Origin of the sequence: Neobacillus rhizosphaerae (assembly GCF_937468385.1) — a bacterium.
Classification (GTDB): domain Bacteria; phylum Bacillota; class Bacilli; order Bacillales; family Cytobacillaceae; genus Neobacillus; species Neobacillus rhizosphaerae.
Genome location: NZ_CALBWS010000019.1, coordinates 18,341 through 30,544, shown reverse-complemented (window position 1 = coordinate 30,544; position 12,204 = coordinate 18,341). Strand labels below are relative to the sequence as shown.

The 12,204-nt window shown below is 36.6% G+C and carries 15 protein-coding genes and 1 riboswitch; of the genes, 4 read left to right on the top strand and 11 right to left on the bottom strand.

Annotated elements, in window-relative coordinates:
* Positions 1 to 32: 32 nt before the first annotated feature.
* The 4 genes from M5A78_RS14515 to M5A78_RS14500 form a co-directional block, all read right to left on the bottom strand.
* Complete coding sequence (locus tag M5A78_RS14515) at positions 33 to 1,310, bottom strand: Glu/Leu/Phe/Val family dehydrogenase (RefSeq protein ID WP_248735994.1); 1,278 nt, start codon at positions 1,308 to 1,310, stop codon at positions 33 to 35.
* A 236-nt stretch (positions 1,311 to 1,546) separates the two neighbouring features.
* Positions 1,547 to 2,128, bottom strand: a complete 582-nt coding sequence (locus tag M5A78_RS14510) for a genetic competence negative regulator (protein ID WP_248735993.1) — start codon at positions 2,126 to 2,128, stop codon at positions 1,547 to 1,549.
* A 79-nt stretch (positions 2,129 to 2,207) separates the two neighbouring features.
* Positions 2,208 to 2,987: a metallophosphoesterase gene (locus M5A78_RS14505; protein WP_248735992.1), complete on the bottom strand. Its 780-nt coding sequence runs from the start codon at positions 2,985 to 2,987 to the stop codon at positions 2,208 to 2,210.
* Between the two features lie 132 nt (positions 2,988 to 3,119).
* A complete protein-coding gene (locus M5A78_RS14500) occupies positions 3,120 to 3,755 on the bottom strand; it encodes a CBS domain-containing protein (protein WP_248735991.1) in 636 nt (211 codons plus the stop codon).
* Between the two features lie 145 nt (positions 3,756 to 3,900).
* Between M5A78_RS14500 and M5A78_RS14495 the strand changes: the two genes are divergently transcribed.
* The 3 genes from M5A78_RS14495 to M5A78_RS14485 all read left to right on the top strand — a co-directional run bounded on the left by M5A78_RS14495 (position 3,901) and on the right by M5A78_RS14485 (position 5,089).
* Positions 3,901 to 4,131, top strand: coding sequence for a spore coat associated protein CotJA (locus M5A78_RS14495; protein WP_248735990.1), 231 nt, complete (start codon positions 3,901 to 3,903; stop codon positions 4,129 to 4,131).
* Entirely contained in the window at positions 4,128 to 4,388 is a 261-nt protein-coding gene (locus tag M5A78_RS14490; RefSeq protein ID WP_248735989.1) for a spore coat protein CotJB, read from the top strand. The genes M5A78_RS14495 and M5A78_RS14490 overlap by 4 nt, the downstream gene beginning before the upstream one ends.
* Positions 4,389 to 4,519: 131 nt before the next feature.
* The gene (locus tag M5A78_RS14485; protein WP_248735988.1) at positions 4,520 to 5,089 is read left to right on the top strand and encodes a manganese catalase family protein; all 570 of its coding nucleotides are present in this window, start codon (positions 4,520 to 4,522) and stop codon (positions 5,087 to 5,089) included.
* Between the two features lie 217 nt (positions 5,090 to 5,306).
* Here the strand turns inward: M5A78_RS14485 and M5A78_RS14480 are convergent, their stop codons facing one another.
* The 5 genes from M5A78_RS14480 to M5A78_RS14460 form a co-directional block, all read right to left on the bottom strand.
* Entirely contained in the window at positions 5,307 to 5,783 is a 477-nt protein-coding gene (locus tag M5A78_RS14480) for a DUF2663 family protein (protein WP_248735987.1), read from the bottom strand.
* Positions 5,784 to 5,858: 75 nt separating this feature from the next.
* Positions 5,859 to 6,602, bottom strand: coding sequence for a LysM peptidoglycan-binding domain-containing protein (locus tag M5A78_RS14475; protein WP_248735986.1), 744 nt, complete (start codon positions 6,600 to 6,602; stop codon positions 5,859 to 5,861).
* Positions 6,603 to 6,623: 21 nt separating this feature from the next.
* On the bottom strand, positions 6,624 to 7,205 hold the full coding sequence (locus tag M5A78_RS14470; RefSeq protein WP_248735985.1) for a CPBP family intramembrane glutamic endopeptidase: 582 nt from the start codon (positions 7,203 to 7,205) through the stop codon (positions 6,624 to 6,626).
* The gene (locus M5A78_RS14465; RefSeq protein WP_248735984.1) at positions 7,202 to 8,710 is read right to left on the bottom strand and encodes a RecQ family ATP-dependent DNA helicase; all 1,509 of its coding nucleotides are present in this window, start codon (positions 8,708 to 8,710) and stop codon (positions 7,202 to 7,204) included. The genes M5A78_RS14470 and M5A78_RS14465 overlap by 4 nt, the downstream gene beginning before the upstream one ends.
* Positions 8,710 to 9,747: a helix-turn-helix domain-containing protein gene (locus M5A78_RS14460; protein WP_248735983.1), complete on the bottom strand. Its 1,038-nt coding sequence runs from the start codon at positions 9,745 to 9,747 to the stop codon at positions 8,710 to 8,712. Before M5A78_RS14460 ends, M5A78_RS14465 begins: the two co-directional genes overlap by 1 nt.
* 262 nt (positions 9,748 to 10,009) lie before the next feature.
* On the opposite strand from M5A78_RS14460, the gene M5A78_RS14455 reads away from it, so the two are divergent.
* Positions 10,010 to 10,258: a ferredoxin gene (locus tag M5A78_RS14455; protein WP_066060880.1), complete on the top strand. Its 249-nt coding sequence runs from the start codon at positions 10,010 to 10,012 to the stop codon at positions 10,256 to 10,258.
* A 124-nt stretch (positions 10,259 to 10,382) separates the two neighbouring features.
* On the opposite strand, the gene M5A78_RS14450 is transcribed toward M5A78_RS14455, so the two are convergent.
* Both M5A78_RS14450 and M5A78_RS14445 read right to left on the bottom strand, forming a co-directional pair.
* Entirely contained in the window at positions 10,383 to 10,949 is a 567-nt protein-coding gene (locus M5A78_RS14450) for an ECF transporter S component (protein WP_248736061.1), read from the bottom strand.
* Between the two features lie 171 nt (positions 10,950 to 11,120).
* Positions 11,121 to 11,253, bottom strand: a riboswitch (FMN riboswitch).
* A 137-nt stretch (positions 11,254 to 11,390) separates the two neighbouring features.
* A complete protein-coding gene (locus M5A78_RS14445; protein WP_248735982.1) occupies positions 11,391 to 12,155 on the bottom strand; it encodes a peptidoglycan DD-metalloendopeptidase family protein in 765 nt (254 codons plus the stop codon).
* Positions 12,156 to 12,204 lie beyond the last annotated feature (49 nt).

Sequence of the window (12,204 nt, the reverse complement as noted above, 5' to 3'; positions counted from 1 at the left end):
AGTTTTTTACTTATGTTTCAATGTTTAAGTTATTATATCCAGCCTCTGAAACGGCTTGCTTCTGCCATTTTTCTTACACCGACCATATAGGCAGCAAGACGCATATCAACACGGCGTGTTTGGGCAGTGTCATAAATATTTTTAAAGGATTTAACCAATATTTTTTCAAGTTTTTCTTCTACTTCTTCCTCTGACCAATAGTACCCTTGGTTATTTTGAACCCACTCAAAATAAGAAACGGTAACCCCACCTGAAGATGCAAGCACATCTGGTACGAGAAGAATTCCCCGCTCTGTTAATATTTTCGTAGCCTCTAAAGTGGTTGGACCATTGGCAGCCTCCACAACGATACTTGCACGAATATTATGAGCATTTTCTTCTGTAATTTGGTTTTCAATGGCAGCAGGAACAAGAATATCACAATCTAGTTCTAGCAATTCTTTATTTGTTATCGTGTTATTAAATAATTTAGTAACCGTTCCAAAACTGTCTCGTCTATCTAAAAGATAATCAATATCAAGTCCGTTTGGATCATGTAATGCACCGTAGGCATCAGAAATTCCAATTACCTTTGCCCCAGCATCATGCATGAATTTCGCTAAAAAGCTTCCCGCGTTACCGAAGCCTTGAACAACAACCCTTGCACCCTCAATTTGAATGTCTTTCTTTTTAGCTGCTTCGCGAATACAGATGGTCACACCTTTTGCCGTTGCCGATTCACGTCCATGTGAGCCTCCAAGCACAAGCGGCTTACCAGTGATAAATCCAGGAGAGTTAAATTCATCAATTCTGCTATATTCATCCATCATCCATGCCATAATTTGCGAATTTGTAAACACGTCTGGTGCTGGAATATCCTTCGTTGGTCCTACAATTTGGCTGATAGCTCGTACGTATCCACGGCTTAATCTTTCAAGCTCTCTAAATGACATATCTCGAGGATCGCAAACAATTCCACCCTTACCACCGCCATATGGTAGATCAACGATGCCGCACTTCAAGCTCATCCAAATGGAAAGCGCTTTTACTTCTGTTTCTGTCACACCTGGGTGGAAACGGATTCCACCTTTTGTCGGCCCAACTGCATCATTATGCTGCGCACGGTAGCCCGTAAATATTTTTATTGAACCATCGTCCATTCTAATTGGAATTTTAACTGTCATCAAACGTAACGGCTCTTTCAAGAGCTCGTATACCTCTTCAGGATAACCTAACTTTTCAAGGGCCTTATGAATAACAGTCTGTGTTGATTTCAACACATCATGCTTTTCCTCTTGATTAGTCTTTTCATTAGCTTTTTCGGCTACCATTTGTAATCCTCCTAAGAAATCACTTTTACGAATGTTGTCCGCTTTCAGACACAAGTATACACGTTTAATTGATTTATGCAAGAAGAAAAACACACTTTTCATTATTTTATAGTGTTAATATGTAAACGCTGCCATTTAAATTTTCCAAAATAAAATTTTTAAAAATAATAACCCCATAATCCCTTTCTTCCAAACACATAAAAGGGGCGCTTGGCCCCTTATTTACTTTATACTATTTATTTAAAAAAATGGAGTATGGTTTCCACCGTTTTATCTTCAATGATAGCTTTACCATATTCAGCAAGAACGAATGGACTGAGAATGGAGGGGTTACCAAATTCTGATAAAATACAAGCTGCCTTTTCTTTATTTACTGTTTCTACCCTATCCATCAAAAGATAATAACGGTTATTCATTTCATAAAGGCTGCCTCCAAAAATATCTGTATAGGACAGTCTTTTTGACAGATTAATAATGTCCTCAAATTCTCCAAACTCATATAAGAGATTTTCACAGCCTTCAACCCTTACTTGCATTTCAATAAAACCATCATACATTAATTCTTCGTCCTCTTTTACTTCCTCGACGGTAATAATTAAAATCATACCTTGGGCCTGAAGAGAAAAAATTTCAACTGCTACAGAACCCTGTATGTCAACATCAAATTCTTCACTCGCCTCTTCTAGCATATCGTGAAAGAGCTGATTCCATTTACTTGATTCCTTCCAGATATCTTCTTTGGAGAGACCTCTTTCAAACAAATCATCAGAAGTTAAAAAAATTTTTATCTTATTGGCCGTTAAGCGTTCCAAGCGCATGCTTTTGCCCCCTGCCGTGACATAACTCTTGTTTTCAGTGTATGCCATAGGGTTCTATTGGTGAATTGTCTAAATCATACTAACGATTATTACCTTTCCTAAGCGTGATGAGATGAGTTTCAGCTGGTGCTCCTAGCCTTAAAGGAAGAGAAGTTGTTCCAAAACCATTACTAATGAGTAAAATTGTATTTTCTAATTTTTTTATGCAACCCCGTTTTTGGGGGCTAAATCCGAAAATATGTATTTGCCCTCCGTGGGTATGACCGCTTAGAACTAGTCGAATTTCATGTTGGGAGTGAATTTTTTTTGTAATACTTGGGTAGTGGCTTGCTAATATTTTGAAACTTTTCTCGTGTGCATCTAAAAGAGCCAAATCAAGCCGGTCCCGCTCCTGATTCAGGTCATCGACTCCGAGCAAACATATTTTTTCTCCTTGTTCTGATTCAAAGGTAACGGCAGTATTATCTAAAACCTTTACACCTGACTCGAGCAGAATCGCATCCAATAAACGAAAATCCACTTCATAATCGTTGTTTCCCCACACAAAATAGACTGGGCCAATTTGCTTTAATTTCAGCAAGTTTGCTCTCACTCTATCAAAAGGAACACCTTTTTCTGTTAAATCCCCTCCGATGATGACCACATCAGCCTTCCCCTTAACAGCATTAATTATGACATCCGATACGGTTCGCCGATGAATATCCGATATAAAAAAGAGTGAAACTTTTCCAAAGGATTCAGGAAAGTCTGGAAAAAGTAATTCATGCTCCATCACCTTATTTAAAAAAGCTTGGCGAACCATATATATAAGGAGTAGGGCTCCCCCTAAAATGACCAGGATAACCAAAAATATAATCATTATCTTGTTCCCCTTTTCCAACCAAATTTCATACGGAAATCATACCATAAACATGGATAATTGTTATTGCAAACATAAAAAAACCCTCCCATATTCATGTATGAGAAGGATTAATATTTTTTCTAATTGGTTTTATTCGTCTTCTTGAATACTTAAGATTCGGAAGCCATGTTCTTCAAGCTTCCTGGTAAACCTGTCAATATTGTCTTTCTTTTCAATTTTCATCACAATTCTTCGAACAAGTTTATCCGTTTCATCGAAAGTAACAAGTGAAATGATATGCTCATGGAATTGATGGGCAATTTCAGAAAGACGAGCAATACGGCCTTCGGTTTCAACTGATGTAAAAGCAATCCTAACACCTGGGCGGTTAACGCCAAAAGCACTTTCAAATGAACTGATAACATCCGAACGTGTGATAATACCAAGAAAATTTTGTTTTGGATCCACAACGGCTAATAAAGGAAAATCCTTTAAATCAAGAAGTGTTCTCTCAAATAATTCTCCACCCTCTAAAAACTTTTCTTGGTGTGTGACAACATCTTTAACAAACGTTGAGCTTAAATATTCATCCTTTTGTTGGTTAGACTGAAAATAACTTTCATAAATTTTATACCTTGTTGCAACACCTAAATATTTTTCCTCGTTTAACACCGGTATACCATCAATATGGTGCTTTTCTAGAATTTCTAAAGTTTCTTTCAGTGTAGCATTTGCTTGCGCCGTAATACATTCATGCTTTGCTATCATAATATTTTTAACGAACAATTTCCATCACCTCAAAGTAAGTATCCTACCTAAATATAATACTTCGACAGTTATTGAAAAAACCCTTTAATTTATTAAAGTTTTATGTCATGTAAATAGAAAAAATTCATATTATTAAATGATATTGTTTAATGGGAGGGCTACTATGAATACACATTTTAAATCGTATTATCCTTATGCGAGTCCATTTGACCCTTGCCAACCAGTGACTGAAAAAACCTATTCCACTCCACCTCATTTATATATGAGTTTCCAACCACCGAATCTTCCACAATTTTCTCCACTTGAAGCACTAAAGGCGGGTACGCTCTGGAAGGATTTTTATGACCCTTGGTACAATTCGTTCGAGAAAGCTAAAAGAGGGGGGGAAATATGACCCAGGTCCCTGCCGAATATTATCAAATAATGGAGCAACTTCAAGCAGTTGACTTTGTATTAATAGAACTAACTTTATATTTAGATACCCATCCTGACGATATGGAGGCAATTCAACAATTTAATCAGTTTACTAAGGAAAGAAAACGAATCAAAAAGACCTTTGAAAGCCAATTTGGCCCATTATTACAATATGGAAACAGCTACTCCGGATACCCTTGGAACTGGAGAGACTCCCCGTGGCCTTGGCAAGTATAAAGTGAAACTCCATCAGTAGGGTTTTTCTTTCATCCGCTGTCTTGAAATGGAGGTCTTACTGTCCTTTATTGATGAATAAAAACGGAAAGTGGCTGTTTGGCTTTGCTCAATTATAGGAGGGATTGAAGTAAATGTGGGTTTATGAAAAGAAATTACAATATCCAGTTCGGGTCAGTACCTGTAATCCGACGTTAGCAAAATATTTAATTGAGCAATATGGCGGTGCTGACGGTGAACTAGCAGCTGCACTTCGATACTTAAATCAACGATACACTATTCCGGATAAGGTAATTGGCCTCCTAACAGATATCGGTACTGAAGAATTCGCCCATCTTGAAATGATTGCCACAATGGTCTATAAATTAACAAAAGATGCCACTCCTGAGCAAATGAAAGCTGCTGGGTTAGGAGCTCATTACGCTGACCATGATAATGCATTATACTACCATAATGCTGCAGGAATACCTTTTACAGCTACTTATATTACTGCAAAGGGTGACCCCATCGCAGATTTATATGAAGATATTGCAGCAGAAGAAAAGGCTCGAGCAACTTATCAATGGTTAATTAACCTAAGTGATGATCCTGATATCAATGATAGTCTTCGCTTTTTGCGCGAACGTGAAATAATCCATTCCCTACGGTTCCGAGAAGCTGTAGGAATCTTAAAAGATGAAAAGGGAAAGAAGAAAATTTTTTAATAAGAAAAGCGCAAGGCGCCCGCCTATCGGCGTATGGACTGGAGCGCTTTGACTGAGATAAAGGAAACACGGTGAGCGGAGCGAACCGATGTTGACTTATCGTAGGGAGAAGAGCGAAGTACACTAGCCGATGGCGCCTGGAGCTGGACATTTCTCGAAGTTCAATGTTATAAATTCTTATATTATAAAAATAAGAAGCAGGGATGTAAACTGCTTCTTATTTCTTTTCATGATAGAGATTAATATCGTACTTATTTTTCATCATTTCAAAAACAATGTGACGATGTTTCCATTCTTCTTCTTTTTTCCATAAATCCTTGCTGCGGTCAACAATTTCACACCTTAAGTCTTGGTATTCCTTTTCCTTTTTCTCCTTTTGCTGCTTTAATAGATTCATCGCACCAAAGCCTAATATGGTTAACGCTAACAAATATATATTGATCCCATCGTTTAATGTAGCAGACAACATGGCTAAAAAAGAATAAGAATAGTGCTCGGCAATGGTGAAATAGAAATAAACAAAGAAAGAGAAAGCAAAAAAAAGGGTTGCGTATATTGATATATAATGCCATCTTTTCGTATCATCAAACTTTTTCTTTCTTTTCCTTACATTTTCTAGCATTTGCTTGGTTGCTTTATCAGTATTTTCAATTAATTGGATGGGAGAATCCATCTGATCACCTTCCATTTCCATACATACTTATGTCCTTGTCCCTCAAATTATGTTTAATATATATATAAAAAAACCGACCAAAGTGATATTGATCGGTTACTTGTTTAATGGTATTTTCAAAACCTGACCAACTTGAATTTCATCGCTCTTCAGATTGTTGGCTTTCTTAATAATATCGATACCTTTTGCTGATTGGTAATACTTTTTCCCAAGTTTAAAAAGGGTTTCTTGAGGCTGAACTTTATGATATATGATTTTACTTGTCTGGGTTGTCGTCGTATTGGTTGGGCTTTTATTCGTCTCTGTTTGTGACTGACTATTCTTATCTAAATCCTGCTTATTGGTATTGTCTACATTTGAACTTGGGGTTTGAACAGTTGTATTAGGATGATTATTAGCATCTGGCTGTTCAATGTCGACCTTAGGCTCTTCTTTTTTTTCCTCAGGATTACCTATTTCACTATTATCTTGCTTAGTTTCCTTGGCTTTCTCAGATTTATTGGAATTAGCTTTGTTTTCTTTTTTCGACTTTTCAAAGTTGACGGTTTCATATCCGACTGTGCCGCCAGAAGTTTTTTCATTTACATTCATTAATTTTCCATCATTAAGATATGAAATTACACTTAAAATTATGATAGGAAGTAGGATAAAACATAAAACTAATAAGCGAATGATTGGGTATTTTAGCTTCCATTTTGTTTTTTTCTTCTTTTGACGATGGATCTCCTCTCTAGGAGGTAAATGGTCACTTTCTTCAATTAATTCATTTTGTTCATTAATTTTTTGAATCCGCTGCTTTAATCTTTCCGCTTGATCTCTATATGGTTCTTCTTTGTTCATGGAGCAGTTCCCCCTTGTTCATCAGCCATTTTTCATTCGGCTAATTTTTATATATACACCCAAAAGAAAATCGATAACAAAATGCATCATAATGGTTACAGCTAAATTACCGGTCCACTCATATACCATTCCAATAATAAAACTTAATAAGACAATATTAAGAAATAAGAACCAATTAAACAGGTAGCGAAAGTGAATGACAGCGAAAATAATGCTGGCCAGGATGAGACCAACCTTTGTTTGAATAATTCCACGGAATAGCAATTCCTCACTACAAGCCACAAATGCAGCAATCACCAAGATATGTAAGGTCGTTCTCTTTTTAAAAATCCTTTCATTCAACCCACCGTCATCATAATAAGATGAAGGCAACCATTTCATTAATACAATATCCATTATAACAACTGTAACACCTGCAGGTATTCCAATGACCACAATATTTAAGTCATTCAAGTGAATATTGTTCAAAAAGGAGAAATGATCAAATAAAAGAAACCCTAAAATGAACGAAATCGCAAGGAGAATTATTTGGGTTATATACAAATGAAATAGCAATTCTTTTTCAGTTAAACTTGAGATTAGGTCATTATACTTCTTTTTCATTTGGTCAACCCACTATTAAGTAATATTTTGGCAAGATAATCCTTCCACTTCTCCTCTTCAGCTGTTAAAACTGGAGTTTTTTTATTGGATTTATACTCGCTTAATTGCAAACCACATTGATCGCAGCACGAAGGAACTTTGTCGGATAATATTTCAGTAAAATAATCTAAGATTGATTCACGTCTGCATGAGGTTGATTCTACCCATTTTTTCATTCTAAAAATATTCGATTTCTTAATTGCTATTCTTTTCTTAACAAATTCTTTAATCGTTACTTGTAAATAATCACTGGAACTTGTTTGTTGTTGTGGACTGTAAACAAAATCCTCAATAATTCGCCATTGTATTTCTGAAAAACCACCAAGCTCTTTTAAGTGATTGTTTAATTTAAATCTTCCATCCATTAATGGTTGTTCATCCGCCAATCTGTTGAACAGCCAATCAATTTGCTGCATAGATGGCAATTCCCCTTCTGCAAGCTGAATCGGAAGCTGCTCATCACCTGGCGAATATAATAGAATAGCAATACTAGGCAATCCATCCCGTCCTGCCCTGCCGATTTCCTGTAGATAGGATTCTATTTGCATCGGCATGTGAAAGTGGATAATAAATCGAATATTTTCTTTATTTACGCCCATTCCAAATGCACTTGTTGCACAGATTACATCGAGCTGGCCGTATATAAACTGTTGTTGAATCAAAATTCTTGAAGTTTGATCTAATCCCCCATGGTAGGCCATTGCTTGACATATTTCTTTTTCTACCAATAGTGACGCCATTTGTTCAGCAGCTTTTTTACTAGAAAAATATATGATTCCAGGCTTTTGAAGCCATGAAACTAGGTCAATTACTCGGTTTTGCTTATCATGGTAATCGGTTATTTGTTCAACATAGTAGGCAATATTCGGGCGGTCAATCGTCGATTCTACTTTGATCATTTCTTCTAACCCAAGGGAAGCTATAATGTCCTCTCTCACCTTACTTGTCGCTGTCGCTGTAAGGGCAAGTGTGAGGGGATTCCCAAGCTTCTTTCGAATCTCACCCAGCTTTGAATAATCGGGACGAAAATCATAACCCCATTGGGAGATACAATGGGCCTCATCGACCACAAACAACGAGATTGTCATTTCCTGAATCCTGCTAATAATAAAGGGAATCTGCAACATTTCAGGAGAAATAAAAATATACTTGTAGCTGCTTAGCTGCCGAAGTGCACTATTTCTTTCTGCGACAGAAAGAAAAGAATTCAAGGCAATGATCCTTTTTTCGCCAAACCGCTTAAACTGCTCCACTTGGTCCTGCATAAGAGAAAGAAGTGGAGAAATAATCAAAATCTGCCCTTTTAAAACATAACCAGGAAGCTGGTAACACAACGATTTTCCTGTACCTGTCGGCAGCATCGCCAATGTATGTTGCCCGGCAAGTATGGACGAAATGACTTCTTTTTGTCCTGTTTTAAACGAATGATAACCAAAATGTTTTTCTAAAATACTTTCTAACTCCATTATCGACCACCATACTTTGCCAGCACTAATCTAATTTGAAAATAAGTTGCTGTCTTCAGTTTTTCCCTAATAATCTTTAGCTGTCTCGTTGCTGAGTCCCGGGATATTTCTAAAATCTTTGTTTGTAACTCTTTATCTACATAATCATCTATAGGAAAATTATCTATATTTAAGGCAAACTCAACGAGATGGTCTTCAATAGTACTTAATTTCAAATGCCTGTAAGTGGCAATCATATCAAGGGAATATCCCTGTTTCAATAAGGCCCACGTTTTCTGTGAAGAGTGAGTTAATTCATTATCTTGCTGCAGATCGTGGAAAAGAAGGGATAGAATCCTAAAACGATTAGACTGGCAGTTAATTTTTTGAATCAAGTAATGAAGTGTGTGAATAAATCCGATATGGTAATCGTGAATTTCCATATGTAACTTTTGGGCTGCCTGCATAGGAGTTAATCCTATTTGTTGAAAACCAGTTAACCGAAATACCAATAGAGAGGGATCTATCTCAGTTGCATCATTGAAACAGTCTACCAGCTCGAAAAAAACAAGACTGCCAACTTCTTTCCTTGGTGCTTGGACTTCTTTTAAAACAGCTTTCAGCCATTTATGAACATCTTTGTTTTTTTGGATGGGAACGTACCTTGCTTCCTGGTAAACAAGATTCGAAGTGACCTGAATAAATAGACTCAGTCTTTCCCAAACCTGCGATGTGAATAAATGATATTTCCATCCATTCATAAAATAGGGTAGTGGATGGGTGGTTAAAACTGACTTCCCCAAGGATGTCACAAGGAATCGCTGCTCCCTTGAGGGATAGATCCACTTTTTTTTTAGCAAGGATTGAATTATTTCTTCAAAGGATTCTCTCGTTAAAGATTCATATATCCCAAAAAACTTTTTCAATGAATATAAATGAGCATCCTGGATGGTTTGTGAGGATTTTTTTCCATTCAAAAGGTGATAGACAGAATAAATCGTCCGTTCACTGTCTAATTGTTTTAAACAATATAAAATAATGGGTTCTATTTGCAGCATTCAGGGCCTCCCATCACTTTTTCGCTTTATATCGACAAAATACCGTTTTTTTCTATTCTTATTTTAACATGAAATGAAGGAGTTTGTTGCCCAAATATGTGGAAGTTTAAGAAAATCAAATAAACAACCACGTTTTTAATAGTATTTTTCTATTGAAAAGTTGCTCATACAGTTTTACAATAGAAATGAGTTATGCGTTTCCATTTTAAACATGGATAATGAGTAAGAATAATTTTTGTTATTTAATTGGGAGGTTTTTTTCATGGCAAAGTATACAATTGTGGATAAGGAAACTTGCATCGCATGTGGTGCATGTGGCGCTGCTGCACCAGATATTTATGATTATGATGATGAAGGTATTGCATTTGTAACTCTTGACGATAATGAAGGTATCGTTGAAATTCCAGATGTATTGATCGATGATATGATGGATGCATTTGAAGGCTGTCCAACTGATTCAATCAAAGTTGCTGACGAATCCTTTGACGGCAATCCAACTAAATTCGAATAATATTTTGTCCAAAAGATATTCTTAAGCTACTAACCCCCACCTTCCTTAGGCGGGGGTTTTCTTATTTACAGAGTTATAAAAATAAAAGCAACCAGGAGTAAAAACCTGATTGCTTTTCACGCTATTATGCACTTTTTACCGTTGAAGATTTATTAATCCACGCCTGCATTCTAGTGAACAGTAACATAAAGACGAAAGACATGGCAACACCTTTTAGTATATTGAACGGTAGAATTCCAGGTACCACATAGTTACGCAGGTCAGGATAATGCAAAATTGCTGTATAGGCAGGGAGAATAAAAAAATAATTTAATACACTCATCATAACTGCCATTGTCATTGTGCCGAGTATTAAAGCAAATGTCATGCCTTTTCTCGTCTTTATTTTATTGTATACATAATAGGTCGGTAAAATAAACAGAATGCCCGCCAGAAAATTAGCAATATGGCCTATCGGAATCCCCGTTTGACTTCCAGTCGCAATATAATTTAGAACATTTTTGAAAAATTCAACTAATATTCCCGCTATTGGTCCAAAGATTAAAGCTGCAATTAACGCTGGAATGTCGCTGAAATCGACTAATAAAAAATTTTGGAACGGCGGCAGCGGAAAATTTAATAGCATTAAAAGATATGCGATACTGCTCAGCATTCCAATTGTCACCATAGTCTTTACCTTTGTGTTCTTCATTTTTTTCATCTTCCTCTCTCCTTTTTTTGATCCATCGCGTAAGGAAGAGAGGTTCAGCAAACTGTCGACCCATGTAAATAAAAATCCCCCAAGAATAATTACTTGAGGGAGTTACTAAGGCACGCTTAATAAACGTTCAATTAATCATTATTTTTTGAACGTCTGCAGAACCTCCATCTTCTCCCATCCAGACTATACTGTCGGCTTTGGAATCACACCAAATCCTGCCTATAAAGGCTCGCGGGCTTATGAGAATAACTCAAATACCGCCGATCGGGAATTTCACCCTGCCCCGAAGATAGATCGATATTAAATTACAAGATTATTATACTAGAAAACGCAGCTTTTGTTAAGCAAAAGAAATATCCATTTATTTTATTGTTTATTATTAAACATTTTCGCACCATAAACCAGCAGCATCTATGTCTACAGGTTACACAATTACTGAACGATTAAAGTTTGATTTACCTTAATTAAGTCTGAATGGAGATGATTTATTTCTTTTATTCGATTTATTGAAATATTTTGTTTCCTTGAAATGGAGTACAATGTATCCCCAGGTTTAACAATATATCTTCCATTGGTTGGTGAATCTATTCCTCTCGCTTCCTCTTGCTGAATTTGCGGGTATAAATGGCTACTTGCTACCATAACGTTATTACCGATACCTGCAATGCCCCCCTGTACAGCTTCGCCAACATCCACTTTTCCAAGCAGTATTTCTGGATCCTGTGCATTTTTCTTATCGAATCTCCATTCTAATTGATGGGCTTCAAAATGAAGATGAGTTCCGGTTGCCTGCCCTGTTTTCCCCATATTCCCAATTACCTCACCCTGCTCAATATTTTGCCCCGCTGAAACAGCCCGCTTGTTTAAATGGGCATAAACCGTTACAAATTGATTTGGGTGTTTAATAAACACTACATTCCCATATGTATTAGAGTAGTACGATTTCACCACCAATCCATCGTCAACAGCAAGAACAGGAGTATCCCATTTTCCGGCTATATCAATTCCTTTATGCTTTCCATGCCTCGTTCCATATGTATCCGAAATGACACCATCTGATGGCCAAATCCAGCTGTCCTTTATTTCCTTTGTATCAGACAAACTTGCCGCCTCTGAATGTTTTCCACCCAAAAATAATAAACTGATACAAAGCGCCATAATAATGGCAATCAAAAATCTCTTTATGTAGTCACGCATTTTCGATTTTCCTCCTTATAACTTGTCCTCTCCTCCACACCATATGTCC

Bases quoted from the DNA above. Each gene is read 5' to 3' on its own strand.
- M5A78_RS14515 (WP_248735994.1), bottom strand. From the start codon at position 1,310: ATGGTAGCCGAAAAAGCTAATGAAAAGACTAATCAAGAGGAAAAGCAT.
- M5A78_RS14510 (WP_248735993.1), bottom strand. From the start codon at position 2,128: ATGCGCTTGGAACGCTTAACGGCCAATAAGATAAAAATTTTTTTAACT.
- M5A78_RS14505 (WP_248735992.1), bottom strand. From the start codon at position 2,987: ATGATTATATTTTTGGTTATCCTGGTCATTTTAGGGGGAGCCCTACTC.
- M5A78_RS14495 (WP_248735990.1), top strand. From the start codon at position 3,901: ATGAATACACATTTTAAATCGTATTATCCTTATGCGAGTCCATTTGAC.
- M5A78_RS14490 (WP_248735989.1), top strand. From the start codon at position 4,128: ATGACCCAGGTCCCTGCCGAATATTATCAAATAATGGAGCAACTTCAA.
- M5A78_RS14485 (WP_248735988.1), top strand. From the start codon at position 4,520: ATGTGGGTTTATGAAAAGAAATTACAATATCCAGTTCGGGTCAGTACC.
- M5A78_RS14480 (WP_248735987.1), bottom strand. From the start codon at position 5,783: ATGGAAATGGAAGGTGATCAGATGGATTCTCCCATCCAATTAATTGAA.
- M5A78_RS14475 (WP_248735986.1), bottom strand. From the start codon at position 6,602: ATGAACAAAGAAGAACCATATAGAGATCAAGCGGAAAGATTAAAGCAG.
- M5A78_RS14470 (WP_248735985.1), bottom strand. From the start codon at position 7,205: ATGAAAAAGAAGTATAATGACCTAATCTCAAGTTTAACTGAAAAAGAA.
- M5A78_RS14465 (WP_248735984.1), bottom strand. From the start codon at position 8,710: ATGGAGTTAGAAAGTATTTTAGAAAAACATTTTGGTTATCATTCGTTT.
- M5A78_RS14460 (WP_248735983.1), bottom strand. From the start codon at position 9,747: ATGCTGCAAATAGAACCCATTATTTTATATTGTTTAAAACAATTAGAC.
- M5A78_RS14455 (WP_066060880.1), top strand. From the start codon at position 10,010: ATGGCAAAGTATACAATTGTGGATAAGGAAACTTGCATCGCATGTGGT.
- M5A78_RS14450 (WP_248736061.1), bottom strand. From the start codon at position 10,949: ATGAAGAACACAAAGGTAAAGACTATGGTGACAATTGGAATGCTGAGC.
- M5A78_RS14445 (WP_248735982.1), bottom strand. From the start codon at position 12,155: ATGCGTGACTACATAAAGAGATTTTTGATTGCCATTATTATGGCGCTT.